Raw genomic sequence first — 25,058 nt, forward strand, 5'->3', positions numbered from 1 at the left:
ACATCGAACGACCGGCCGGCCGCCCGGCAGCGAATCGGGCAGCTGCGGGGCTCGCCGGTCGTAGAAGGACGCGGGGACGGGCTCGTCGGGAAGCACGCCTACGACGGGATGCCATCTTCTACAGCGCGCTCGCGTCGGTGACAGCCCCTGGGAGAGCGCGCCACATCGTGCGGTCCAGAGGAGGGGCATCGGCTCAGGTGCCGAGCGCGATCCAGTTGACGTCGACGCCGTGCACCTGGCTGCCGAACCAGGTGCTGAGCAGCACCGTGAAGCCGGCGCGATCGATGTGGCGCGCGCGCACGCGCACGCGCACCGCGTCGCTGCCTTCCACGTCCAGACCGGCGATGCCGATGTGCACGACCGGCGGGCTGTTGAACTCGCGCTCGAACTCGACGCGTGCCGAGAACTCCCGATCGATGCCCTCGCTGGGCGGTCCGAGCAGGTTCCAGTGCGGCTGCGCCTTGCCAAAGTGGTTCGTGCCGGCGAGCATCTGCAGAGGGGTCACGGCGGTCGTCATGGCGGCGCATCGGAGTCGAGGCGCCGAGCCGGGTCAATCGCCTTTGCACGAGGCCCCTCCTGAGCCGGTGGACGACACGCGACGGAAACTCGGGAGATCACCGGAGCGCCTCGTGAGCGCTCCCGGCGCGCCGCCACGTCGTGCTCCGCGGTGGATGCTCGGCAAGCGATGAGCGCCTGCCCATGCTCGCGATCGAGCGCTCGCGCCGAGGCGCTGCTCGATCTCCTTGCGCAGGGGGTCCGGCGTGTCGCTGGGCGCATGGCGGCTGACGATGTCAACCCGCATGGTGAGGCGAGATGGCCCTGGATCGGCCAACCCTCTGTGGACTCCCTACCTGCTCAGCGACATCGTCGGGCTGGCGTGCGCTCCGTTCGACGCCGTCAGCTGGTAGACGACGGACGCAGCTGGCTGCTCGATCAGGATCCTTCGCTTGTTGCTCCTGGACTCGCCATTCGGAGATCGGCCGTCCGTGAAGTCCATGGCTGTGGCTCATGCTGGGAATCGACGGCACCGCAGGCGCAGTGTCGAACCACCCCTCCTCGTCGGCAGGATCGCGGCACGCCGCCATGTCGACCTCGCCCGCGGGGGCTCAGCTCGGCCGATCTGAACCTCCCGAAGCGTGGCCGGCGCTGCTACGCTGCGTTCCATGAGCAATCCGGCCGAGAAGCTCCTCGACGAGGCGTTGAAGCTCCCCGAGAGCGAGCGGCGCCTCATCGCGCTCCGCCTGCTCGACAGCGTGGGAGAGGAGCCGCCCGAGGAGATCGAGCGCGCGTGGACCGAGGAGGCGCTGCGCCGGATCGAGGATCTCCGCGCAGGACGCGCCCAGCCGATCGCCTGGGAGGACGCCCAGAAGCGCATCTTCGCGCGGGGCTGATGTGGCTCGACGCCCCCTGTCCTTCGCGCCCGAGGCCGAGCGCGAAGCCCACGAAGCCTTCCGCTGGTACGGGAGCGGGACGAGCGTGCAGGCTCCCGCTTCGAGGGGGAGTTGCTCGCTGCCCTCGACCGCATCACGGAGATCCCCGAGCAGGGTCCCGAGATCGAGCAAGGCGTGCGGCGCATGCTCCTGCACCGCTTCCCGTACGGTGTCCTGTACGCGATCGCGTCGGAGCACGTCCTGGTGCTCGCGGTGATGCACCTCCGGCGCCGACCGGGCTCCTGGCGCAGCCGCGGGGGCTGACGCTTCGAGCGTCCGCCGCTCGCAGCGTGTCCCCGTCGTTCTTCTCGACGCCCAGGAGGGCCTGCTCTCCGAACTCGACCTGCCCGAGCGATCCGCCATCGGCTCCGCCCGCTGCTCCCACGCCCCCGTCTCCCCCGGCCGAGCCGTGGGCGTCCCGGCCGCCACGAGAGTGGCCTCAGCTTGTCTTGACGAACCGCGCCGAGTTCCAGGGCAGCACCCCTCTCAGGTGAACTGAAAGCTCTCCACGATCTCGCGGAACACCGCGCGCATTTCGGCGAGCGTCTGATCTCGGCGGGGGTTCGCCCTCGCGACGCAGCCAAACAGGGAGAGTTGCGCGACGCGATCACCAGCATCGGTGCGGAAGACGCCGTTCGCGGAGAAACCGTCGATCTCCGGACCGATGAAATCGAACGCGAATCCCGCGGCGTCCCCGGATACCACGGGAACATCCGCCGTCCGGCGGCGAACATCGCCCTCCTTGGACTTGGGGAGTGCCTCCAGCTTGTTCACGATGCCGTCGCGCTCGGCGGCGACCTGCGCAGCATTGCCGTGGGACAGGGTGACCGAGAGGGTCGTCGCACAGGTATTGCCGCCGAGCTGCGCGAAATGCTTGACGGTCCGGAGACCAGGCTCCTCGATCTCCTCCGACCGGAGGAACCAGGTCGCCGGGTACGTGAGCGAGAACGCCTCGTGATCAACGCGCTTCGGGTGTGAGAAATCCACGAAGTCGTCGTACGAATCGGGCATGCCCCCGTTGGGATCACTCCACCCGAAAGAGGTCACGGTGATCGGGTTCTTGCCGCCATCGATCGACAAGCAAGCCACGCCCGTCAGCATCACGCGCGGGTTGAGATCATGGTGCTTCCGGACCTCGGCCCCTGGGCCCGGCGTGACGAGCTGGTACGCCCGGTCGATCCCGCACGGATAGCCGACCTCGCGCGCGGCACCGCCCAAGGCCTCCTTCGCGGCGCCCCAGCGGCGGACCATGAGGAGGTTCATCGCCATCGACGTCTGCATCTCGGGTCGCTGGACGAGCGTCGACACGTCGGCATTCCCGCTCATCGGGGCGCCTCGTATCCGCTCGACCCGGCCCGGCATAGGGTCAAACGTGTCCAGCGAGGCCCTCGGATCGGAGCGGAACCAGGCCGTGCACTCGCCGAGCTGGGTCTTGAAGTCTGCGGAGAGGGCCCATGATCCGTCTTCCATCTGGCCGTGGAGGCGAATCGCCATGGCCGTCCACGTCCCATCCTCGCGCGTGAGGAAATAGCTCACATACTGGCCAGCTCTCCAGGGAGGATGAATGGGTTGATGTTGCAAACCGAGGCCCTTCTTAAACCAGTCCAGCATCGTTCCCCTCCGATACGAGCGCTTCAAGGCGCTGGGCGCGCGACCGCATCAGGCGATCACTCTACCGCGGGGGGACGTCGAAAGGAACAGCGGCGTCGCCACCTCGCCGAGGCGCCCGCGTGCTCATCCCGCGCTGGGACCTACCCCTGTGCGTGGCGACGAGGAATGGCCAATGAATGCGTCTTCATCGGAATGCCATCCAGGCATCGCGTTGACCCACCCGCACGGCCCTGGCACCCTGCCGTCTCCATGAACGCTGCCCTCCCCAGCACCCTGGAGCTCCTGCTCGCGGACGCCACCGAGCTCCGCCCCACCCTCGCGGCGGGCCTGCCCGAGGTGACGGCGGGCATTGCGCCGCGGCCGGACAAGACGTCTCGTCGTGTGGACGCGCTCACGCGCGAGATGCCCGACGCCGATCCCAACGATCTCGCACTCCAGCGCTGGTCGGTGATCGCGCCCGAAGGCGCGCTGGGCGACGAGGCGCTCCAGGCGATCGCGCCGCTCCTCCGCCTCCGGGAGGCGGAGCAAGGCGCGCCGGTGACACCCTACCGCGTCGAGCCCGGAATGGACATGGCCGAAGCGGCCCGTTGGAAGACCGATGTGCTGCGCGACGAGTCGATTCCGGAGGAGGAGAGGCCCCGGTATCTGCTCCTCCTCGGGGATCTCGACGCCGTCTCCGCCGAGCTCCAGCACGTCCTCGCGAACGGCGCGTTCGTCGGCCGCCTCCACATCGCGTGCGCCGACGGCAAGCCGGATCCCAGCGGCTATGCCGCGTATGCAGACAAGGTGGTACGCTGGGCCAAGGAGCCTTCTGGCCACGACCGGCCCGATGCGCTGTTCTTCGTCGCGGACGACGGCACCGCCGCTACCCAGCTCGGCCGCAGCCTGCTCATCGCGCCTTGCGTCGCGATGGCGCAGAGGCAAGGCAGGCGACCGTTCCCGGCCGCGAACGTCGTCGAGATCCCAGGCGCCGGCAGCGCAGACGCTCTCCTCCGCGCGGGGAGCACGCCGAGGCCTTCCGTGCTCCTGTCCGTGAGCCACGGCCTCGGGCGGCCCCGCGGCGGGTGGGCATCCGTCGAGCAGCAGCGCGCGCTCCAGGGGGCGCTGCTCGTGGGCGCACAGGGCAGCTCCGCGCCGCTGCTCACGGCGGAGATGCTGCAACACGCGCCCTTCCTCCCAGGCGGCCTGTGGTTCTGTCTGGCCTGCTTCGGGGCCGGGACGCCGAAGGAGAGCGCGTTCTATCCCTGGCTCTCGCTCCTCGCGCGCGAGGGCGCCTACGGCGGCCAGGTCCAGCGGGTGCTGGCGAGCTTGCCTCAGGGCGGCGAGCGTTCGTTCCTCGCCGCGCTGCCGCAGGCCGCGCTCCGGAATCCAGAGGGGCCGCTCTCGGTGATAGCGCACCTGGATCTGGCCTGGACCTTTGGCTTCGTCGATCCCAACAGGATGACCCAGAGCCGCGCCTCCCGGATCTTCAGCAGCATCCAGGCCATGGCCCGCGGCAGCCGCGCCGGCGTGGCGCTCGACGCGCTGATGCGCTCCTACCGCGAGGTCAACGATGAGCTGCTCGCCGGCTACCACGCCGAGGAGGACGCGCGCGTGTGGAAACGGCCCTCCCCGGTCGATCCCATGCAGCGCGGCAGCGCGTTCATGCTGCGCAACGATCTGCGGGGTTATGTGCTCCTCGGCGATCCCGCGGCGCGGCTGCCCCTGAAGGGGAGCCAGGCCCCGCACCCGACAGCGCCGTAGTCAGCCATCGCGAACCCGGCGCGCGCGTCGCTTTCCTGACTCGCGCAGATGCGAGCACGCTCACGCCACGCCCACGACGTACGCTACAGCCGTCGATGGGAACGCAGTGGACGGGCGGAGTCCTGCTCCCTCATGGCCTGTCGCTCTACATCGCGAACCAGGCCCAGTCCATCCAGCGCCGCTCGCCCGTCCGTCACTCACGGAACCTCCGATGTGAGGGACGGTGGCTTTCGTCGCGGGCACCGGCGCGCGCCGTAGACAAGGCGCTGAAGCACAGGCATCTTCAACGATGCGGCATGGTGCGTCTGCTGCGCCGCACGGGCCGCGGGGGAGGTATGGATGCACGCAAACTTGGACGCATTTCCTGAACCGCTCGCGGTGCTCGACGCGAACCTCCGGTTGCGGGAGGCCAACCTGGCCTGGCGCAACGCGTTCGGAGAGGCGGCGCTGCTTGTGCCCGAGGCGGAGGAGGCCGCTCGCGCGGTGCTCGGCGGGGTCCAGAGCCGGGCGGAGATCGACGCCACGGCGAGCAGCGGGGCGAGCCCGCAGCGCTGGACGCTCCTGCGGTGCTCGAGATCCGAGGGAGAGCCGCTCGTCTTCGTCCACGCTCATGCGGCCGACGACGCCGCGCAGCGCCGCCGCGAGGAGGCGCTCGCCGAGGAGCTGGAGCTCCTGCGCAACTTCATCGATCTCGCGCCCAACCTCATGTTCATCAAGGACCGGCGCAGCCGCTACGTCATGGCGAACAGCGCCCTCGCGAGCTGCTACGGGATGACGCCGGCGCAGGTCGTCCACGCTTCCCAGCACGAGCTCACCGCGAGCGCGGATGAGGCCTCGGGCTTCACCAGCGTCGACCGGCAGGTCATCGACACGGGACAACCCGTGGTCATCGAGGAGAAGGAGACGCGGCCGAACGGCGACGTGCACTGGTACGAGACGGTCAAGAAGCCCATCCTCCGCAGGAGCGGCGAGGTGCAGGTCGCCTGCTTCTGCGTGGATGTCACCGAGCGCCAGCGGGCGCAGGACGCGCTCCAGAGCTCGGCGCGCGAGCTCGAGGCCATGGCCGCGGCGGCCCGGCGCGAGGCGGACGAGAAGTCGGCGCTCGCGGCGGAGCTCGACCGGAGGCTCGCCGTCATCCAGGCGCAGCACCGGCAGATCCTGGCGCTCTCCGCGCCCATCCTGGAGGTCGCAGATGGCGTCGTCGGCGTGCCGCTCATCGGCGCCATGGATGAGGAGCGGACGGCGACGCTCACCGAGCGCCTTCTCAACATCATCGCGACGCGGCAGGTGCGCAGCGTCGTGCTCGACCTCTCGGCGCTCGAGACGATCGACACGCGCACCGCCGACCGGCTGGTCGGCATCGTCCGCGCGATAGGCCTGCTCGGCGCGCGCGCGGCGATCACGGGGATCCAGCCGGCGGTCGCGCACACGATGACCTCGCTGGGCATCGATCTGTCGAGCATGGTCACGATGCGCACCCCGAAGGACGCGATCCGCCTCTTCTCGACGACCAGCCCAGCCCGCTAGTTCGGCGGGCTCGTCACATCGGCTCTTGAAGGTCCTTGTAGCTCGGCAGCGCGCCGAAGTTGAACCCGATGCCGAAGTTGTAGACGAGCCCCGGCCCCTCGAGGCTCTTCATCATCGTGAGCTCCGGGTGGATCGCGAAGTTGTCGGAGGTCCGGAACTGGAACCCGACGCTGCCTCGGAGGAGGAGGCCATCCGCGGTCGCAGCGGCCTCCCCGTCGTCCACGATATTGCCCGAGGCGAGGCCGTAGGTGACGCCAGGGGTCAGCACGATCGAGAACCAGTCCGTCGGGTTCACGCCGAGCATCACCGGCGCGTGAAGGTAGACGATGTGGACCGATGCCTCGTCGGACGCGAGGTAGAAGTACTGAACCCCTGGATCGACGGCGAGATCAAAGACGCCGCGGACCGGGTTCACCTTGAGATCGACGCCGAACGAGCTGAGGTTATGGACGTGGGCGCCGACGTCGAGGATGTCGGTCAAGCCGGAACGGAGCTGATACGAGGGCAGCGTCGGCACGAACCCGCTGGTCGTCCTCCTCCTCGCCTCCGCCTGGCCGGTCTCTGGATTCACCTCGTCCTCGGTGCTCTCGCCGATGTAGCCTAAGCTCTCGAGTGACACCGAATGCGCGACCTTGCCGGGCGCCACGGTCCGCGGGGTTCCGTAGGTGTTCGGGTTGGGGCAGCCCGAGAGCAGGGCGCCGAAGAGCAGGACGGCCGGAAGCGCAAGGAGACGAGCAGATGGCTTTCGCATAGCCGACCATCCTATCCATTCCACACTCGCGATGTCCAGGCACCTCGCGGAGAAAGCAGCATCGCAGCGGCATGACCTCACGCGGGGTTCACGCTTGAACCACGCAAGCGGGACGCCCGCTCGACGCTGTCGTGGAGTGTCCTCGTGCAGCGTGGGAGCGCTGTTGCTTCAACAGGCAACGGCCGTGATCGGTCGACTCGCCACTCCCTTGTTGGGACCTGGCCATGGAGCGTATACGTCGGCGGCCCCACGCTCCTTCCTTCGCCCAGCATGTCGAGCGTCTCGTTGCCGGACAGCACGATGTCGGGCGCGACGGGCGCGTAGCGCTCGTGCACGAGAGGGGCCCGGACGAACAAGCGGCCGAACCAACCCGTCGGACAGAACGTCATCGGGGCACGCCCGTTGAGGTGCTCGACCTCGGCCTCGTGGGCGACGACGAGCGCCCCGGAGCGCTCGCGCAGCTCGGCGGCGCTCCCGGCATGGTCGACGTGGGCGTGAGTGACCACGATCGCCTTCAAGTCGGACCAGCCACGGCCCGCGCGCGCCAGCGCCTCGCCCACCCTGGGCGTCGCGTCCGTCACGCCGGCATCGACAAGCACGCAACCCGTGGCGCCGACGAGCAGGTGGGCGTTGAGCATGCGAAAGCGTAGAATGGGCACGCGAATGATCTGGGCGGCAGACATGATGTTGCTCCGGGGTCGAACGCCTGGCCCCAAGGTGGCGTGTCGAGGCGGCCCTCGCCTGGCCCGATTCGACGCGGCGGATGGTCCACGATGGAACTGACCCACGTGGCGACACCTCCGGAGTCGATGCTCGAGCGCGCGGTGCGGACCGGCCCTGTCGACCTGCGGACGGCCGTCACGCGCGGCGAAGAGCACGCGGGCGAGCGGGTCGTGGCGGGGCTCTTGCGGCAGATCCTGTGCGAGAGCTCGTCGCTGTCGGAGCGCGATTGCGTGGCGGCCGTCGGCGTGGTGCTCGAGGCGATCGGGATGTGCGGCCGCGCGCCCGAGCTTCCGCAGGCGAGGGTCGAGCGGGCGCTGGCCGATATCGAGGTTCGCCTCGGCGATCCGACGCTCCAGCCGGCGGATATCGCGCGGGCGCAGGGGGTGAGCCGCCGTTACCTCGACGGCGTGATGGCCGAGCAGCTGGGCTGCTCGCTGGCCGCGCACATCCGGCGGCGCCGGCTCGAACGGGCGGCGAGCGAGCTCTCGCTCCGCCCGCTGGAGGCCGTGTCCGAGGTCGCCGCGCGCTGGGGCTTCCGCGACACGAGCCACTTCACGCGCCTGTTCCGGGGCCACTTCGCCACGACGCCCGCGGCCTACCGGCGCGCGGCGCGCGATCACACGAGTACGCGCACGTGCGGGGGCGGCGGGCGCACGGCCGGCGCCGCGTCGCTGGCCCGGGGCTCGTCGGCCGCGGAGTAGCCCGCCCTACGTCGGCACGGGGCGCGCGTCGTGGGGGCTCGCCTCGCCGGCAGGCGCCGGCTGACTGCGCTCCAGCGCCTCGATGCGCCCGAGGAACGCGCGCCCCTTGGCCGGATCCGTCATGTACACGAACGCCGCGAGCCCCTTGAGCTGCGCGAGCGTCTCGCCCTTGCCCGGCCTCCCGAGCTCCCGGTTGCGGATCGCCGCCCGCAGCGCGCGCACCCGCTCGCGCGGGACCCGCGCCTCCGGCGCCCCCTCGCTCGCCTGGTTGACGACGAGGCCTGTCACCTTCTGCCGGCTGCCCTTGCGCATCACCACGGTCTTGCTCGGATGCAGCCGGAAGCCCTCCGAGCTCAGGATCTCCCGGAGCCCGCGGAGCAGCGCGCCCACCGGCGCGCGCGGCCGCGCGGCGCCGGCGACGCCCGGCGCCTCGGGCGCGCGGAAGGAGAACGTGAGATCGTCGGCATACCGCGTGTAACGAAGCCCCAGCTTGCGCGCGAGGCCGGACGCACGCCGATCGAGCCGCAGGCAGATCGCGTTCGTGATCGCCGGGGAGGTGGGCGCGCCCTGCGGGAGCACGCGCGGGCCCGTCGCCACGTAGAGCGTCTGCCCTCGGAACTGCACGACGTCCCGCGGCGCCTCCGTCGAGAGGAGCGCAACGAGCGTCGCGGGACCCTCGGCCACGCCAGCCTTGCGGAGCAGGCCGCGCACCCGGCGCCACGTGATCGTCGGGAAGAAGTCCTTGATGTCCACCTTGACGATCGTGTCGGCGCCCGCGTGTGCGGCGGCGTTCGTGACGATGGATCGGCTCGCCAGGAAGCCGTGCGCCGCGGCGTGGACCGGCAGCTTCTCGAACAGGTTGCGGAGCGCCCAGCGCTGCGCGCGCTTCAGATCCCGCTTCGGCGACGAGATGGTGCGCGCGCTGCCGTCGCGCTTCGGGATGTGCCACCGCCGGTAATGGGTGCCCGTGTCGACCTCGCGGTGGTACGCGAGCCAGCGGAGCCGCGGGATCGACAGCCCCAGCGCGCTCGCGAGCTCGGCCGCGCCCGGCAGGTCGGGGAGGCCGTGCGCCCGCGCGCGCTCGCTCAGCCCGGGCACATCGAGCCTGTCCGGCCCGCCACGGTCGCTCCAGTGCACGCCCGCGCCGAGGTGGTTGACGTGCGTGGCGACGTAGGCCTCCCAGGCCAGGCGGCGCAGCGAGCGGCGCTCCCGGGCCTCGACCTTCTTGCGCTCCTTCCACTGCGCGCGCTCCCGGTCGGACATCGCCTTGGGATCGCCGGTCGCGAGGGCGCCCTTCGACGTGAGCTCCGCGCTCACCCACGCGTCGATCCCGCCCGCCTCGTCGATCGCCTTCCAGCGGGCGACGCGCTCCTCGTGGGCGAGCCGGCGCGCCTCTGCGCCTGCGGCGGCGTGGAAGCGCGCCGCCGCGCCGCCGGGGGCAGGCGGCGTCGTGATGGGGAGAACGACGGGGGCTCGGGCTTGAACGGTCGCGTCGATCTTCGCGGTCATGTCTCGGTGGGAGCGTGGTGGTGAGTCACGATGGAAGCGATCTGTCCTCGGGACACCGGACCGTCGATCGCTGTCTCATGTCGCCAAGAGAGGCTCCAAGCGCATCACCTTCATCGCTTGGTGCACGGTAGCCTCACCGGTTCTCCGGCTAGACGAGCCCTACGGCGTCGGGAGAAACGGCGTTTGCGAGGTTGTCTCAGCTCTCCCGACGCCGTAGGGCTCGTCTAGCCGAAGAGAACCAAGAACAGGCTACCTTGCGGAGAGTGACTGGCGGTTCCTCCAGAGCGGCGCGACGCCGCTCCTACGCTCGAGGCGTGGAGGCTGGTGCGTTCAGAACCTCTCCTGGCAACACGAACAATCTCTTTTTCTTGACCTCCTTTCCTCTCTCATGCTGACGACGCGTCGGCGTCCACGAACCCGGAGGACGTCAATGCATCCAGTCTCTTGAAATACGCGTCGCGCGCTTCGCCGTCCGTGTCAAACCAAATGCGCTGGTGTCGAGGCGCTTCGGCGCGCGCCCCCCACGACAGGTGTACTACGCGGTCGTCCAGGGAGACACGGTAGACGACCTCCGCGCCCGAGGCCTCGCGCCGCACGTACGTGCGGGTCTCGGCGCGGATGAGCGACCGCCCCTCGGCCGTCTGGCGCAGGGCGTCCCGCTCGGCGCGCTCGCGGGCGTAGGCGACGCGGAGCGCGATCATGTGCTCGCACGGACCTTCGCGGAGGCCGCTCCGGCGGAACGTGGGGCAGCTGCACCACGCGTCGGAGACGCGGCCCTCGAGATCCATCGTGAACCGCGGCGCGAAGTCGCGGTGCGCCTCCCGGTCCGCGACCTCTCCGTGGATCTCGGTGCCCTCGCCGGCGATCTCGTGCACCTTGGTCGGCCTCACCGCGCCGGGCGCGCCGAGCAGGCGGTGGGCCGCGGCCTCGCGGGGCGAGCTGTAGCGGATGTCGCGCTCGTCCACCGGATCGGCGAACAGCTCGCGCGGGCGGTAGACGCGGCGCGCGACGTCGTAGAGCACCCGGCCGCGCAGGCACTCGAGCTGGAGCGCCGCGCGGGCGTCCTCGGCGCCGCCGCCGGCCGCGAGCGACGCGAGCGGGAGCGGCCCGCGCTCGCGGAGGAGGGCGATCTGCCTGCCCGCGAGCGCGTCGAGCGCCGCGCGCGCCTTGTCGCCGCCTTTCCCCTCGCGAGGCATCAGGGCGTCGAACGAGGCGGCGCTGGCCCAGCTGCTGTCGGTCCAGCCCGTGAGCGCGATCGTCAGCGTCGCGCGGCCCAGATCGAGCACCCAGAAGACCGGCAGCCCGGGGCCCCGGAGCTCGGCGCGCACGCGCTGCACGTGCGGCAGGAGCCGCGACAGCGCGAGCAGCCGCTGCCGGCCGAAGGTCCGGACCACGCGCGGCGGGCCCTCGTACGGAGGGCCGTGGCCCTCGATCAAGATCTCCCAGGGCTCCAGGATGAGGCGCGGCGGCTTGCCGGGGACGAGCTCGAAGCGGAGGCCTCGGGGCGGCTTCTTCGCCTTGCGGGTGCGGAGCACGAACAGCGCGTTGTAGAGATCGATCGGCGCGAGCTCGCAGGAGACCGCGGGCAGCGTCGCCGCCGACTGCACCTGCAGGAAGCCGCGGAGCCAGGTCGTCGGGACCTCGAGCGAGCGCTCGATCGGCGTCGCGCGGGCTGCCGCGGCGTCGCCGCGCGCCACGCCTGCGTCGAGCTCCACCTTGGCGTAGGCGCGCAGGCGATCGATCTGCTCGACGATGCGCGGCGAGAGATCGACGAAGGCGGTGCCGTGGGCCGCCTCGCGGCCCTCGAAGAGGTCGCTGGAGAAGGCGAGCCGGGCGTAGGCGCTCTCGTCGCGCGAGAAGACCTCGATCGAGACCTCGTCCGGGTGCACCGTGAGCACGGGATCGAGCGCGCCGGAGGCCCGCGGCTTCGCGGCGGAGCCGTCGCCCTGGGTCGCCGCGTCGTCGGGGAAGGCGCCCTCCAGGAACGCCTTCTGCGCCTCCCAGATGGCCGCCGTCGCCTTCTTGCCCTGCTTCATCAGGTAGGCGAGGTACGCGGTCCGATCCCGGCCCTTGTACCGGAGATCGCTCTCCAGGATGGTCGCCAGCGCGGCCATCGCGTCGCGGAAGAGCGCCGCGTCGCGGACGGTGCCGCGCACGCCGACCGGGCCGCGGGCGCCGTCGAGGGAGAGGCGCACGCTCGAGTGGAGCGGGGCGGCGGCGAGCTCGCTCGGGGCGGCGTACCGGAGGAGGATCGGGCGGGCGAGTGCGGCCGTCATGCGTTGACTCCTTCGGGGGTCTCGGGCGATGCGGGGGAGGGCGCGGTCGCGAGCCGCGCCGCGCGGGGATCCGCCGCCTTGCGCTTCGCGCGGCGGTACGCTCGGTACGCGGCCTTGCGGACGGCGACGTCGGCCTTCTCTTTGGCCTTCTCCTTGTCGAAGGCGAGCGCGGCGAGCGCCTCGAGCGCGCGCTCGCCGCCTGCGCGGCCGAGCGCCGCGATGGCGTCGAGGCGCGCGGAGGCGTCGCCGCCGCTGCCCTGCGCGAGCGAGATCAGCGGGGCGAGCGCGGCGACGTCATGGCGCGCGAGGATCGACGGCAGCGCGAGGCGCCGGCCCGGCTCGGTCGCGGCGAGCGCCGCGAGCGCCTCGGGCGAGGCGACGCGCGCGGTCGGCCCGAAGGCGACCGGGTCGAACGGCCTCACCGCCACGGCGATCGCGGCCGAGCCGTCCGGCGCGAGCGCGGCGAGCGCGGCCGACGCCGAGGCCCGGACGCCGGCGTCCATGTCCTTGAGGGCCGCCGTGAGCGCCTCCACGGCGCCCGCCGGCGGCGCGGCCCCTGCGGACCTCGCGGCCGACTCGAGCGCGCCGAGGGCGCGCGCGGCCTCGCGGCGGACCTCGCCGGGGGCGCTGTCGTTCGAGAGGAGCGCGCGCAGCGCGGGCGCCATCGCGGTCGCGCCGGCGCGCCCCGCGGCCCAGAGGAGCTCGCGCCACGCCGCGGCCTCGGCGCTGCGCTCGTCGCCGTGCGCGGCCGACCAGCGCTCCGCGGTGCGCTGCGCCGCTGCGGCGAGCGCGCCCGCGAGGGCCGAGCGATCGCCGGCCACGGTGCCTGCGGCGATGAGCCGCGCTGCCTCCTGCCGCGCCGGGGCGCGCTCGTCCTCGAGCATGCGCAGCAGCGCGGCCACAGGCAGCGCGCCGCGGCGGAGCAGGCCCATGGCGAGGCGCTGCCGCAGGTCCTCGTCCTTGAGCGCCGCGAGCCGCGGCAAGAGCTCGGCCGGGTCGGCCTCCGCGGCGAGGTAGCTCGCCGCCGGGCCCGCGATGTCGTCGTACTCGCTCCCGACCGCGAGGAGCTCGACGCGCGTCCGCTCGCCAGGGAAGAGCTTCTCCAGCGCCTTGCGCGCGTTCTTGCGGACCTCGCTGCTCCGCGAGTCGAGCGCGCGGGCGAGCGCGGGCTCGGCCGCGCCGTCGCCGAGCAGGCCGAGCTCGTTCACCGCGACGACGCGGAGCCTGTCGGGCGTGTCGCCGGCGCGCACGAGCTCCTCGAGCAGCACGCGGGCGCGCTCGCCGCCGATCCAGCGCACGCCCTTCGCCGCCGACTCGCGGAGATCGATGGAGTCCGCGTGGAGCGCCTGCTCGACGCGCTCCGAGGCGCGCTTGCGGAGCTCGGCGCTCCCGAGCTTCGGGGCCATGCGGCCGAGCGCCTCCGTGGCGGCGGCCTGCATGCTCGGCTCGATGGGAGCCTCCTTGGTGCCGCCGGCGGCCACCGCCTCGAGCTCCTCCAGGGCGCGGGCGTCGCCGAGCGTGCCGAGCGCGAGCAGCGCGCGCTCCCGCTCCCCGGGCTCGCCCGCGCGCACGACGAGGAGGAGCGGCCGGAGCGCTGACGCGAGGCCCCGCTCGGCCACCCCCTCCGCGGCGGGCAGCACGAGCTCGCGCGCGCCCGCGCGCAGCACGGCCTCGAGCGGCCCCGAGGGCGCGCGCTCCTGTCGATCGCCCTTGACGCGCTTCGCGTACGAGGTCACGGCCGCGACGCGCGTGGGGAGATCGCGATCCGCGAAGAGCGCGACAAGGAGGTCGTTCTGCGCGGGATCGTCGCCGAGATCGAGCTCGCGCGCCGCGGCGAGGCGCAGCGCCGGGTCCTTCGCGCGCGTGGCGGCGGCGAGGAAGGCGAGCGCGAGCGCCGTCTCGCGCTTCTCGCGCTCGCGCCCCTTGTCGACGATCTCGAGGCACGCCTTGAGCGCGGCGCTCCGGACCTCGGCCGCCTCGTCGTCGAAGCGCGCCGCGAGCGGGGCGGTGGCCGCGGGGTTCCGCGTGCTCCCGAGCGCGCCTGCCAGCGCGGCGCGGTCCGCCGGCGTGGCGGCCTCATCCATGCGCGCCGCGAGCGCCCGCACCGCCGCGTCGCTCGCGAGCGCGACGAGCGCCTTGCGGGCGCGCGCCGCCGGCGCGGCCGCGCCCTCGCGCAGGAACGCCGAGAGCACGTCGACCGCGCGATCGTCGCGGCTGCGGGCGAGGAGCTCCGCGGCGCGCAGGCGCAGGTCGTCGTGATCGCTCTCCATCGCGCGGCACAGGGCGGGCACGATGCGCGGATCGCTCGACGACGCGAGGCGCTCGAGCACGCCGAGGCGGAGGTCGGCGTGCTCGCTGCCGAGCGCCGCGAGGAGCGGGTCGAGGCTGCCCTTCGGAGAGAGCCGCTCCAGGAGCTCGAAGGCGTAGCGGCGCACGTCGGGCAGCGCGGAGCTCAGGGCGCGCACGATCTCGGGGCGGGCGTCGCCGCCGCGCGCGGCGATCTCGTCGAGCGCGGTCCGCGCCACGTCGGCCGACGCCGAGGCGAGCCCGAGCGCGAGCGGCTCGCCCGCCCCTGCGGGGAAGAGCGCCTTGAGCCCCGCGAACGCCGCCTTGCGCACGAGGTGGTGCGGGTCGTCGAGCGCCCGGACGAGCGGCGGGACGGCGGCCGTGCTGCTGACGTGCCCCTTGGCGCAGACGTCGACGATGCGATCGATGGCGTCGCGGCGCGTGCGGTGCGCCTCGTCGTCGCCCGCCGAGACCTGCCGGAGGAGGCCCATGTACGCGCCGAACGCGAGCCAGCGCAGCCGCCGCTGCTCGCCCTCCGGGACCGCGTCGCCGGCCGGCTTGTCGCTCTGCTTCTGGCCGCTCTGCCCGCTCGGCTCGGGCTGCGCGAAGAGGCGGCGGAGCCACCCCTTCGCGGGCTTCGTGTCGGTCTCCTCCGCGGCGCGCGGGGTCGTGTCCGCCACGACGTGGGCGCCCGCGGGGCGCAGCGCGGCCACGCGCTTCGCCTCGCGGAAGTACTCGACCGGCTTGCGCCGGATGCGGAGCACCTGCGCGGCCGCGTAGCGCTGCTGCGGGTCGTCGCTGGCGAGCGCCTCGGCGAGGCCGACGAGGATGCGCCCGCGCGCGACCTCGGGCGGCCAGTCCTTCGTGCCGGCGGGCTTCTCGCCGTCGGCCGCGCGGCCCTGCTCCGCCGTGTCGGGGCGCGGGGGCATCAGCGCCTCGATGAGGTGGGCGAGGTACAGCTCCGGATCGGTGCGGAGCTCCAGCGCGCGCGCCGCGGCGAAGCGCACGTCGGAGCGCTGCGACGAGAGCGCGCTCGTCAGGAGGTCCGGCGGGTCGCCGCGGCGGAAGGCCCTGAGGTCGCGCGCGAGCACGATCGCGAAGACGATCTCCTGCACCTCGCGCGAGCTGTCCTCGAGGCCCTGCAGCATGCCGCCGTAGCCCTCGGGCCCGAGCGCCGCGAACGACATGATCGTCGCGACGCGGATGGGCGGGTGCTCGTGGCGCAGCGTGCCCGTGAGCACCGGCAGCGCCCGCACGTCGCCGAGCCGCGCGAGCCCGTCGGCGGCCCACGACCGCACCGCGACGTCGGCGTGGCCCATGGCGTCGAGCAGGTAGCCCTCCTCGCCGCGGCGGGCGGCCATCGCGAGCCCGCGCGCGGCCTGCTCGCGCACGTCGGGGTACTCGTCCTTGAGCAGCTCGGTGGCGAAGTACTTGACGAGGCGCGGCGATCCCAGCGTCGCCAGCGCGGTCGCGGCGCGTGCGCGCAGCGGGCCGAGGACCTGGATCGGCAGCTGCGCGGAGGGGACCGCGAACGCGGATCCCCGACCCGCGTTCAAGAGGGACTGATCGGCGAGGAGCGCCCGCATCGGGTTGATCAGCTGCTCGTCGCGCCGGACGGCGCAGAGCTCGGCCGCCCGCACCCGGAGGTCGAGGTGGCTCGACTGGAGGCCGATGTGGAGCGGCCCCGCCTCGCCCGGCAGGAGCTTGTCGAGCGCCTCGATCGCGGCGATGCGCGGCCCCGCGTGCTCGTCCTCGAGCAGCTTGCTCAGGGCGCTGCGCGCGGCCTCGCCCACCGGCACGCGCGTGGCGAGCAGCCGGAGCAGGGAGTTGCGCGTGTCGTCGCCCGCCGGCATGCCCGCGGCCCCGCGCGCGCCGCTCTCCCGGACCGAGGGGTGGATCGACGCCATGGCGGCGAGGTGCGGCTCCGCGGCCTCCTTGCCGCGCAGCTTGACGACGGCGTCGTACGCGGCCTGGGCCACGCTCGGGTCGCGGTCGCCGATGGCCGCGTGCAGCCGCTCCGCCGCCCACGGCTGCTCGCCGTGCGCCTTGAGCTCCTCGACGGCGCGCAGGCGCAGGTCGGGGAAGCGCGCGAGCTGCGCGCGGTCGAGCGCCGTCTGCGGATCCGAGGCGTGCCACGACCACAGCGTCCGGAACGCCTCGCGGCGGACCTTGGGCGACTCGTCCTCGATCGCGTCGGCGAGCAGCGCCTCGGCCTCGGGCGGCCTCGGTCCCTTGCCCTCGCCGGCGAGCGCCACGAGCCGGTCGAGCCCGCGGACGCGGATATCCTCCTGCGACGACCGGAGCGACGCCTCGGCCACGGTGAGCGGGGCCGACGGCTGGAGCCGCGCGTAGGCGTCGTGCGCGGCGGCGCGCACGGCCCCGTCCGCGTCGTCGAGCATCCAGATGAGGCGCTTCTCGGCGCGGGTGTCCCGGAGCTCGGCGAGCGCGGTCGCCGCCTGCCGTCGCAGTGACGGGTCCTGCTCGCGCGTGAGCTGCAGCAGCGCGCCGAGGGCGCGCGTGTCGCCGAGCTGCGCGAGGCCGCGCGCCCCACGCACCGCCGTGTCCGGGGTGCGGCACGCCATCGCGGTGAGCAGCGGCTCGAGGTCGGCCTCGGCGGGCTCGGCCCCCGGGCTGCCCACGCCGGGGATCCGGGCGCGCGCCGCCTTGATGGCCGCCTCGTCGGCCGCCTTCGCGGCGTCCTTCGCCCCCTCCTTCGCGTTCGCCGCGGGTTTCTCCGCGCCGCCCGCGCCGCCCGCGCCGGCGCGCCGCAGGACCTCGGCCGCGCGCCGCGCGATGTCGATCGCCGCGCGGCCGAGATCCTCGTCGCGCGCCTCGAGCGCGTGGGCGAGCGCGCGCCGCTCGATCACCTTCGCCGCGAACGCGATGCGGCGCACCTCGGCGTCCTCGTCGTCGAGCGCGCGCGCCGCGATCGGCGCGAACTCCGGCGCCGAGAGCCAGCCGGCGAGCGCCGCCCGGATGAGCGCCTCGACCCGGAGGTCGGCCGGGCCGCGCTCGAAGGCGGCGCGGAGCGGCTGCGGGCCGTCCGGGTAGATCTGCTGGAGCTGGTCGAGCGCCGTGAGCCGCACGGAGGCGTCGCGGCCGGCGAGCTTCTCGGCGATGAGCCCCGGGATGAGCGGCGAGCTGCCGTAGAGCTTCCGGAGCTCGAGGAGCGCCCGGCGCTGGACGTCCGCGGCGCGGGCATTGAGCGCCGCCCGGAGCGGGGCGAGCGGCGTGTCGCGCTCGATCGCGCGGAGCGCCTCGAGCGCGGCCATGCGGACGTTCGGGCTCTCGTCGTCGAGCGCCTCGCGCAGCTTCGCGCGCGCGCCCCGGCGCCCCTTCGCCCCGAGCTCGCGGGCGGCGAGCGCGCGCACCTCGGCGTCGCGGTCCGAGCGGAGCACGGGAAGCGCGGCCTCGAGCGCCTCGGGCTCGTCGAGCGAGGCGAGCGTCTTGACGGCGCTCTCGCGCGCCGGCCGGGCGCCCGAGAGCGCCTGGGCGAGCACATCGAAGCCGTGCGCGAGCTCGGCGGTGCCGTCCGCGGGCGCGCCGGCGGCGTCGATCGGGAAGCGCCATACCGTGCGCCGGTCCCCCGCGGCGAAGACGGCGCCGAGCCCGTCCTTCGCGTCCGCGCCGCCGCGGGCGGCCTGCCCGCGCGTGCCTTTGCGCGCGGCGGCCGGCGCGAGCGCCAGGGCGTGGAGCGCCAGCGCGCTCGTCTCCAGCGTGCGCGGCTTGCGTTTGTCCTCGAGCCGGTGGATGCGGATCGCGCCGTCCGCGCCTGCGGACAGCAGGCGGTCGCCGCTCTCCTTGCCGTCTTCCTGCGGCGGCGGGGTGGGCAGGCACAGGAGCGCGCGGACGCCGCCCGCGTGACCGCTCCCGTCCGCGCCGCGCACCTCGCACTCGACGTCGCCGACGAGGTACCAGAGGCGCACGGTGCCGTCGTCGCCGCCCGACGCCAGCCGCCCGTCGCGCGGCGTGAACGCGAGCGCCGTGACCGGCCCGTCGTGGCCCGGCATGGCGCGGACGGCGCCCGTCGCCAGCGTGACCACGCGGACGACGCCGTCGTCGCCTGCCGCCGCGCAGAGCTCGCCGGCAGGATCGAAGGCGACGGCGCGGAGCGGAGCGGCCGAGAGCGCGAACGACGCGACCTCGACCGCGGCGCCGGGCTGCGGGGCAGGGGAGCCGGCGGCCTCGCCGACGCGGAACACCCGCAGCGCGCCGTCGACCCCCACGGTCGCGAGGCGCGCGCCGGCGTTCTGCGACACGCCCGCGGCGATCGCCGTGGCGCCGCCCGGGTGCGCGTCGATCGCCCGCACGTCGGTCCCGCCGCCCGCGACGAGGCGAAGCGCCCCGTCGGAGCACGCCGCCGCGAGCAGGTCGCCCGCGAAGGCGAGGCCCAGCACGTGCGCGGGCACGTCGATCGAGCGCACCGGCTTGTTCGCCACGTGATCGAAAAGCGTCACCTGGCTCGCGCTGGCGGGGGATGGCGTGGTCTGCGTCTCGCGCGTCCCGTGCGTCTCGCCCGGCACCGGCGCGCGCACGCCGCCGACCGCGAGGAGCCGCGGGCCGATCGCGAGCGCGCGGACCTTCTCGTAATGGCCGATCGCGTGGCTCATGCGGTCTCCTGTCCGACGCCGGGGAGCGCCCGGCCTTCGCCGACGGCTCCCAGGCCTTCGATCTCGAGCCCCGGGTGCGCGTGTTTGAGCCGCAGGAGCGCCGCCAGGCACGCCTGCCACTCGCCCTTCGCGATCGACCCGGTGAACTCGGCGATGACGGGGGCGACGAGCGCCGCGAACGCCGCGTCCTCGACCGCGAGATCGCGCACGACCTCGATCACGTGCCGCTTGGCCTCGCTCGCCGAGAGGCGCCTGCGCGAGCCCGCGTCGTCGCCCGGCTCCGGCGACCGCCCCGCGGGGATCCCGGACAGCACGTACCGCAGGAAGCGCCGGAGCGCCTCGACGTCCGCGAACCGCCCGGCGTCCTCGGGCAGCTCCGCCGCGGGGCGCGCGTCGTCTCCGCGCGCCCCGCGCGGCCGCCAGCCCGGCGGCAGATGGCGCGGCCGGTGCTTCTCCCAGAGCATCCGCACGGCGAAGAGGCGCACCTCGCGGTCGGCGCTCTGCATCAGCCAGCCGAGGCGCTCCGGGCCGCCGAGCCGCGCGTAGTGCTTCAGGATGAGCGAGAGGCCGAGCTCGCGCGCGCTCTTCTTCAGGCTCTCCGTGAGCGCGAAGACCTGCGCCGGATCGAGCTCCTCCGGCGTGAGCGCGATCGCCGGATCGGCCGACGGATCGCCGACCTTGCGGAGCGCGTCGAAGGCGATGTTGCGCACCTCCTTCGCGTCGCTGTGCGCGAGCTCGTAAACGCGCGTCTGGTAGCCCCACGCCCGGAGCTCGGCGCGCGTGATGAGCGCGGCGAAGCGCCGGACGTCGTCCCGCTTGTCGGAGAGCGCGGGCCAGATGCGCTCGGCGGTGAACGCGCCTCGCTTGAGCGCCGGCTTCAGCTCGAGCTCCTTGGCCTCGCTCTGCTCGGGCCCGAGGACGGGGTGGTGGCAGCGCAGGTACGTCTGCGCGAACGCGCGCATCGGCTCGGGCTCCTTCTCGCCGAGCGCGAGCGCGAACAGCCTCGCCGTGCCCGCCTCGCGGTCGCCGCGGCCGCTCGCGTCCTGCCCCGCGTCGAAGTCCTGCGGCTTCATGTGCGAGAGGAGGTAGCGGCGCGCGAAGCCGTTGAGCGTCGGATCGGCGCGCCGCGCGAGCGCGAGCAGCCAGGGCAGCGTGAGCTGCCGCGGCGACACGATCTTCGGGTTGCCGAGCACCTCCAGCGCGACCGCGCGCGTCTCGGCGCTGAAGACGAGCCCCTTCAGGCGCTCGACGCCCTCGGCCGTCAGGTCGGGCAGGGCGTCGGCCTTCTGGAGCCAGGTCGCGACCGTGGACCCGAGGCGCTTGCGCGTGAGCGCGCCGAGCAGCCACGGCGTCCCGATCGCCGCGATCGGGTACTTGCCGAGCGCGTCGAGCGCGGACTTCGTCGCCTGGTAGTCGTCCTCGTGGCGCGGGTCGTCGAGCACGCGCACCCAGAAGCCCGCCCCCGGCTCGCCGGGCCGGTACTTGGCCTTGAAGTACGCGGCGGCCCACTTCTTCTGCTCGGACTCGCCGTAGAGCATGTCGATGAGGAAGCCCTCGGGCAGCTCGGCGCGGTCGAAGCTCTCGCTCAGGGCCTTGCTGGCCCACGCCTCGGTCTCGCTGTGCGTGAGCAGCCGCCCCAGGAACGCGTGGCCGAGCGCGCGCGGGCTCTTGCCCTGGAGCGCCGACGCCGCGAAGGCGCGCGTGTCCTTGTGCTCGGAGTCGAGCAGCGCGGCGAGGCGCTCCGGGTCGAGGTCCGTCGCGTGCGCGCGGGCGTACTCGATCGCGAACGTGCGCGCCTTCGGGCTCGGGGAGCCGAGCAGCGCGAGCGCCGCGTCGTGCAGCCCGAGGCCCCGCAGCTTGCTCTGGTGGAGCTCCGGCGAGCCGAGCAGCGTCTCGATCAAGAACTCGTGCGCGCTCGCGAGCGGCCGGTACGCGAGGCGCGAAAGCCACGCGGGCGTGACGCTCCGCAGGGTGTCGGCGAAGTCCTTCTTGAGCCCCTGGATCGCGAACTTGGCCGGCGGATCGGCCTGGCAGGCCGTGAGCAGGAGCATCAGCGGATCGGGCGATCGCTTCCACGCGTCGTCGAAGGCGCGGTGCTTCACCATGTCGTTCGGCGGGACGTTGCCGTGGAACGAGCGCCCGTCGTACTTGCCCGTGCCGTGCGCCCAGATGTGGTTCGCGACCCAGAGGTCGCTGAAGCTCGTGCCCGGCGCGTAGTGGCGGAGGACCTCGACCGCGAACTGCGGGTAGAGCTCCGGCGTGCTCCGCCCGAGCTCGCGCAGGAAGCGCCACGCGCGGCGGCGCATGTAGATCAACGTCCCCCTGGAGACCTCGCGCCGCCGGCTGCGGGAGAGCTCGACGTCGAAGCGGAACGCGAGCGCCCCGAAGAGCTCCGCGTCGAGCCGCGCCTCGGCCAGCTTGTAGATGCGCTTGAGCCCGCCCCACGCGCCGAAGACCAGCGGCGCGCTCGTGGCGATGTCGCGCAGCGCGCTCCGCCCTGCGTCCGTGCCCTCGTCGTAGATGCGCACGAGCAGGTCCGCGAGCTCGAGCCGCGGCGGCGGCGCGGCGTCGACCTGCGCGAGGAAGCGCTTCCACGCGTCGGTCGACTGCTCTCGCCGCTGCTCGGGGGAGCGCATGCCCTGCGCGCGAGAGAGCAGCTGCAGGAACGCCGCGAAGGTGAGCGCCCCCTCGCGCGGCGGCGTCTCCGGTTTTGGATCCGGCTGCTCGAGGTACGCCTCGACGACCTCGGCCAGGGTGGGTGAGCCGCTCGTGGCGAGCTGCTTGACGTTCGCGATGTCGATCGGGTTCGGTGAGCTCGTCAAGGCGCCCTCCCGCGGCGGGATGGCCTGGGAGAATCGCGAGCCCCGCGGTGCAGGTCAAGCCAGAGTCGATCTGACGATGACGGAAGCGTCGTCGCTTCCCCCCGGTGTGCGCCTGTGGGTGGGGCGTGGTCGCCGATGCCGGGGTGCCGCGCGGCGCCCGGAGCGTCGCCTCGAGGCGCGCGCCGGACGCGCAGCTCGGGCCGCGAAGCTCACTCGGCGCAGCTCAGGCCGAGCAGCTCACGCCGCGCGCATCCGCGCGACCCGCTCGGCGACGTGCGGGTCGCCGCCCGCGTCGATGCTCGCGAGGAGGTCCTTCAGCGAGCGCCCGCGGTGGGCGAGGTGCGCCTCGAGGTGCGGCGAGAGCGCCTTCCAGCGCCGCGCCCACCCGGCCTCGGCGCTCATCGAGCCGTTGTGTGGCCGATCGACGAGCAGGGCGCCGAGCCGGAGGCCGAGCTCGGGATCGTCGAGCTCCTCGAGCTGCCGCTTCAGGAGGGCGAGCGCTCCAGCGGCAGGAGAGGTCGCCGGTGGGGCCTTCCAGGTGTCGCGCACCGCGCGCGCGAACGCCGCGGCGTCGAGCTCCGAGAGCAGCTCGATCGCGCGCACGAGCGGCAGGCGATCGCGCGCGCTCGGCGCGACGACGCGGTCGAGGAGCGCGTCCAGGGCGGCGGACAGCGCCCCGTCGGTCGCGGGATCGAGCCCGCCGAGCGACTCGAGCGCCCGGCGGGCGCGTCGGACGGCGCGCCCGAGCACCCAGCTCCGCCGGCCGCGCGCGGCCGAGACGGCGGCGAGCGCGTGGACGGCCGCCTTGCGCCGCGCCTCGGTGGCCTCGCCGGGCTGGACGCGCGGCGGCAGATCGAGCTTCGGCGGCTGCGGGGGCGCGGCCGCTCCGGGGGGGGCAGCGGGGGCGCCGCCGGCGGGCGCGCCGCCCCCGGCGGCGGCCACTTCCTGGTAGCCCTCCCTGAGCTTCTCCGCGATCTTCTTGTCGCACTCGCGCTGCGCGGCCTCCGCCGTGGGGAACGCCTTCTCCTTGCGTTGCCCGGCGGTCCCCAGCCGCCCGTAGACGACGATGAAGGTCGTGTCGTCCACGTCGGCCATCCAGAACTTGGCGCTCGTCCCCTGCACGAACTCGAACCGGCGCATGCGGGCGACGATATCACGTCGCGCCGTCGGCGCGCCTCAAGAGGGCGGCGGCGAGGGCGGCTGGCGGATCAGCACGAACGGCGCGACCACGACCGACAGGAAGCGCAGATCGTGCTGCTGCGGCCAGCGCGCGAGATCGGCGGCCGTCGGCTTGGTCAGCTTGCCGGCCGCGATCCACGCCTCCACCGCGGCCGTGTCGTTCGCGGCCATGGCCTCGCCGACGTCCAGGAGGTCGAGATCGGCGGCGACCACGATGACCGCGTCGCGCGCTGTATGGGTGCGGAGATCGGTCCAGAAGACCTCCCCGAGCGTCTTGGCGAGCTGTTCGCGCATGGGGGCAGCATAGGCCCCGGACAGCGGCCGCCAAGCCTGCGCGCCGCCGCCCGGGCGGGGGAGGGCGGCGGCCGCCGGCCGCGGCGGTCCGGGCAGGCGGCGCTGCCCGAGGCGCCGATCGCGCCCTACCAGCCCATGTTGTGGTGGACCCAGCAGTCGATCTGCTCCCAGCCGACCCGCGCGCGGTAATGGGCGTTCAGGATATGGCCCGTGTCGGGGACGATCGCGGTCGTGACGCTCTCGGCGCTGGCATAGAGCGCCGCGTCGGAGTCCGCGTACGACGCCGGCTGCAGCGCGTCCGTCTCCCCGAACTGGATGAACACCGGGCTCGTCACCTCGTCGATGCCGGCGAGCGTCGGGTCCTCGGAGACGGCGAGGAGGCTCAGGAACTGCCCGCGCGTGAACGTGTCGGCGACGGTGGCGTTGTCAAAATCGATGAGCGCCGGGTTCGCGTTCGCGGTGTCGTAGAAGATGGCGGTGCGCATGTCCGGCGGGATCGCGATATAGGGCGTCTGCAGCAGCGCGGAGATCGCCTCCGGGGGGACCGGGATCGGGTGCGGCGTGAAGGCGAGGCCGGTGTTCACGAGGACGTCGGCGTCATTGTAGGTGCTCTGAACGAACGTGTTGATGATGGCGCCGTTCGAGTGACCGACGAGCGCGACCTTCGTGAAGGGCGTCTTGTAGACGCCGCCCGGCGTGCGCATCTCGGTGATGATCTGATGGACGCTGTCGGCGGTCTTGGCCAGGTCGAGGGAGTCGCCGTCGGGCCGGCTGCTCTCTCCGGCCCCGAGCATATCGAGCGCCAGGACGGCGTATCCCTCCTTCGCCATGTGCCGGGCATAGGAGTAATCGTGTCCGCCGAACGACGGGAGATCCCAGTACTCGTGCGTGTAGGTCAGGCCGTGGACGAGCACCTGAAGGGGGCGGTACTTGGCGTGACCCTGATAGTAGAGGTATCCGACGACGTCGTACGTGTTGCCGTCGGAGAGGGTCACCGGGAACACGAGGCGCTCGACCTTGGTGGGCTGCCTCGACGACGACGCCTCGGCATCGACCGGAGAGAGCGCGGCGGCCGCGAGCGTCGCCGAGAAGAGTACCGTGCTGAGTGCGCGATAATACAAGTTCATGAATTGACCCTCATGGTTACGGCAGGTGATTGGAGGTGAGGCAACGTCTATCGCGGTGCGATAGCCCGTGGTCTCTCAGCTCCAGCGCCGCCACGCCATGTTCGCAAACATTGGACCAGAAAGCGTCTACGTCAACAGGATAGCGCACGATCTCCGCCCGCGCCGGCGTTTGCCGCCATTTGCCGCCATTTCGGAGCGCTGTTTGGTCTCCAGCGCGTTGACCGCGGGCTCGCCGGGCCCTCGCGGCCCGTCGTGAGGAGTGGACGCTTCACGAGTCTTTGCGGGATGCCGCAATGATTTGCACGGGGGTGACGCCGGCTGCCGGTCCCGGCACATGTGCCAGGGAAGGCGTCATCACGACGACTTCTGTGCTGGCGAACAAATCTCTCCCTGCTTTATCGCTCTTGCCGGATGTCATGGCCAGGAGACGCCATCGCGGCACGGAAGTCGTTGGGTGAATCGATATGGG

16 protein-coding genes are annotated in these 25,058 nt (G+C 73.2%); 5 read left to right on the forward strand and 11 right to left on the reverse strand.

What is annotated here, in order from left to right; all coding sequences use genetic code 11:
- Positions 1 to 193: 193 nt before the first annotated feature.
- Positions 194 to 517, reverse strand: coding sequence for an H-type lectin domain-containing protein (locus WMF11_RS10715; protein ID WP_437534569.1), 324 nt, complete (start codon positions 515 to 517; stop codon positions 194 to 196).
- 646 nt (positions 518 to 1,163) lie between these two features.
- Here WMF11_RS10715 and WMF11_RS10720 point away from each other — a divergent pair.
- Positions 1,164 to 1,391: an addiction module protein gene (locus WMF11_RS10720; RefSeq protein WP_437977385.1), complete on the forward strand. Its 228-nt coding sequence runs from the start codon at positions 1,164 to 1,166 to the stop codon at positions 1,389 to 1,391.
- 63 nt (positions 1,392 to 1,454) lie between these two features.
- On the forward strand, positions 1,455 to 1,694 hold the full coding sequence (locus tag WMF11_RS10725; RefSeq protein ID WP_437979299.1) for a type II toxin-antitoxin system RelE/ParE family toxin: 240 nt from the start codon (positions 1,455 to 1,457) through the stop codon (positions 1,692 to 1,694).
- A 222-nt stretch (positions 1,695 to 1,916) separates the two neighbouring features.
- On the opposite strand, the gene WMF11_RS10730 is transcribed toward WMF11_RS10725, so the two are convergent.
- Positions 1,917 to 3,041, reverse strand: a complete 1,125-nt coding sequence (locus tag WMF11_RS10730) for a hypothetical protein (protein WP_437977386.1) — start codon at positions 3,039 to 3,041, stop codon at positions 1,917 to 1,919.
- Between the two features lie 249 nt (positions 3,042 to 3,290).
- Here WMF11_RS10730 and WMF11_RS10735 point away from each other — a divergent pair, with 249 nt between their 5' ends.
- Positions 3,291 to 4,784: a hypothetical protein gene (locus tag WMF11_RS10735; RefSeq protein ID WP_437977387.1), complete on the forward strand. Its 1,494-nt coding sequence runs from the start codon at positions 3,291 to 3,293 to the stop codon at positions 4,782 to 4,784.
- A 339-nt stretch (positions 4,785 to 5,123) separates the two neighbouring features.
- Positions 5,124 to 6,311 carry a PAS domain-containing protein gene (locus WMF11_RS10740; RefSeq protein ID WP_437977388.1) on the forward strand — a complete coding sequence of 396 codons (1,188 nt, stop codon included), beginning with the start codon at positions 5,124 to 5,126 and terminating at the stop codon, positions 6,309 to 6,311.
- A 13-nt stretch (positions 6,312 to 6,324) separates the two neighbouring features.
- Here WMF11_RS10740 and WMF11_RS10745 read toward each other — a convergent pair whose 3' ends face one another.
- A complete protein-coding gene (locus tag WMF11_RS10745; protein WP_437908323.1) occupies positions 6,325 to 7,062 on the reverse strand; it encodes a hypothetical protein in 738 nt (245 codons plus the stop codon).
- Positions 7,063 to 7,139: 77 nt separating this feature from the next.
- Positions 7,140 to 7,745: an MBL fold metallo-hydrolase gene (locus WMF11_RS10750; protein ID WP_437977389.1), complete on the reverse strand. Its 606-nt coding sequence runs from the start codon at positions 7,743 to 7,745 to the stop codon at positions 7,140 to 7,142.
- A 90-nt stretch (positions 7,746 to 7,835) separates the two neighbouring features.
- On the opposite strand from WMF11_RS10750, the gene WMF11_RS10755 reads away from it, so the two are divergent.
- Positions 7,836 to 8,486 (forward strand): helix-turn-helix transcriptional regulator, encoded by a 651-nt coding sequence (locus tag WMF11_RS10755; protein WP_437977390.1) that lies wholly within the window; start codon positions 7,836 to 7,838, stop codon positions 8,484 to 8,486.
- 6 nt (positions 8,487 to 8,492) lie between these two features.
- Here WMF11_RS10755 and WMF11_RS10760 read toward each other — a convergent pair whose 3' ends face one another.
- From WMF11_RS10760 to WMF11_RS10790, 7 genes are all read right to left on the reverse strand, one after another.
- Positions 8,493 to 9,995: a reverse transcriptase family protein gene (locus WMF11_RS10760; RefSeq protein WP_437977391.1), complete on the reverse strand. Its 1,503-nt coding sequence runs from the start codon at positions 9,993 to 9,995 to the stop codon at positions 8,493 to 8,495.
- A 386-nt stretch (positions 9,996 to 10,381) separates the two neighbouring features.
- Positions 10,382 to 12,271, reverse strand: coding sequence for an SWIM zinc finger family protein (locus tag WMF11_RS10765; RefSeq protein WP_437977392.1), 1,890 nt, complete (start codon positions 12,269 to 12,271; stop codon positions 10,382 to 10,384).
- Positions 12,268 to 19,167, reverse strand: coding sequence for a HEAT repeat domain-containing protein (locus WMF11_RS10770; RefSeq protein WP_437977393.1), 6,900 nt, complete (start codon positions 19,165 to 19,167; stop codon positions 12,268 to 12,270). The genes WMF11_RS10765 and WMF11_RS10770 overlap by 4 nt, the downstream gene beginning before the upstream one ends.
- Positions 19,164 to 21,989 (reverse strand): hypothetical protein, encoded by a 2,826-nt coding sequence (locus WMF11_RS10775; protein ID WP_437977394.1) that lies wholly within the window; start codon positions 21,987 to 21,989, stop codon positions 19,164 to 19,166. The genes WMF11_RS10770 and WMF11_RS10775 overlap by 4 nt, the downstream gene beginning before the upstream one ends.
- A gap of 237 nt (positions 21,990 to 22,226) precedes the next feature.
- The gene (locus WMF11_RS10780; protein ID WP_437977395.1) at positions 22,227 to 23,129 is read right to left on the reverse strand and encodes a WGR domain-containing protein; all 903 of its coding nucleotides are present in this window, start codon (positions 23,127 to 23,129) and stop codon (positions 22,227 to 22,229) included.
- 36 nt (positions 23,130 to 23,165) lie between these two features.
- The gene (locus tag WMF11_RS10785; RefSeq protein WP_437908330.1) at positions 23,166 to 23,462 is read right to left on the reverse strand and encodes a DUF2288 domain-containing protein; all 297 of its coding nucleotides are present in this window, start codon (positions 23,460 to 23,462) and stop codon (positions 23,166 to 23,168) included.
- Between the two features lie 125 nt (positions 23,463 to 23,587).
- Positions 23,588 to 24,589 carry an alpha/beta hydrolase gene (locus tag WMF11_RS10790; protein ID WP_437977396.1) on the reverse strand — a complete coding sequence of 334 codons (1,002 nt, stop codon included), beginning with the start codon at positions 24,587 to 24,589 and terminating at the stop codon, positions 23,588 to 23,590.
- Positions 24,590 to 25,058 lie beyond the last annotated feature (469 nt).

This window comes from Sorangium sp. So ce295 (genome assembly GCF_051527405.1).
Taxonomy (GTDB): Bacteria; Myxococcota_A; Polyangia; order Polyangiales; family Polyangiaceae; genus Sorangium; species Sorangium cellulosum_B.

Excerpts from the sequence above, each read along its gene's own strand:
- WMF11_RS10715 (WP_437534569.1), bottom strand. The coding sequence starts at position 517 with ATGACGACCGCCGTGACCCCTCTGCAGATGCTCGCCGGCACGAACCAC.
- WMF11_RS10720 (WP_437977385.1), top strand. The coding sequence starts at position 1,164 with ATGAGCAATCCGGCCGAGAAGCTCCTCGACGAGGCGTTGAAGCTCCCC.
- WMF11_RS10730 (WP_437977386.1), bottom strand. The coding sequence starts at position 3,041 with ATGCTGGACTGGTTTAAGAAGGGCCTCGGTTTGCAACATCAACCCATT.
- WMF11_RS10735 (WP_437977387.1), top strand. The coding sequence starts at position 3,291 with ATGAACGCTGCCCTCCCCAGCACCCTGGAGCTCCTGCTCGCGGACGCC.
- WMF11_RS10740 (WP_437977388.1), top strand. The coding sequence starts at position 5,124 with ATGCACGCAAACTTGGACGCATTTCCTGAACCGCTCGCGGTGCTCGAC.
- WMF11_RS10745 (WP_437908323.1), bottom strand. The coding sequence starts at position 7,062 with ATGCGAAAGCCATCTGCTCGTCTCCTTGCGCTTCCGGCCGTCCTGCTC.
- WMF11_RS10750 (WP_437977389.1), bottom strand. The coding sequence starts at position 7,745 with ATGTCTGCCGCCCAGATCATTCGCGTGCCCATTCTACGCTTTCGCATG.
- WMF11_RS10755 (WP_437977390.1), top strand. The coding sequence starts at position 7,836 with ATGGAACTGACCCACGTGGCGACACCTCCGGAGTCGATGCTCGAGCGC.
- WMF11_RS10760 (WP_437977391.1), bottom strand. The coding sequence starts at position 9,995 with ATGACCGCGAAGATCGACGCGACCGTTCAAGCCCGAGCCCCCGTCGTT.
- WMF11_RS10765 (WP_437977392.1), bottom strand. The coding sequence starts at position 12,271 with ATGACGGCCGCACTCGCCCGCCCGATCCTCCTCCGGTACGCCGCCCCG.
- WMF11_RS10770 (WP_437977393.1), bottom strand. The coding sequence starts at position 19,167 with ATGAGCCACGCGATCGGCCATTACGAGAAGGTCCGCGCGCTCGCGATC.
- WMF11_RS10780 (WP_437977395.1), bottom strand. The coding sequence starts at position 23,129 with ATGCGCCGGTTCGAGTTCGTGCAGGGGACGAGCGCCAAGTTCTGGATG.
- WMF11_RS10785 (WP_437908330.1), bottom strand. The coding sequence starts at position 23,462 with ATGCGCGAACAGCTCGCCAAGACGCTCGGGGAGGTCTTCTGGACCGAT.
- WMF11_RS10790 (WP_437977396.1), bottom strand. The coding sequence starts at position 24,589 with ATGAACTTGTATTATCGCGCACTCAGCACGGTACTCTTCTCGGCGACG.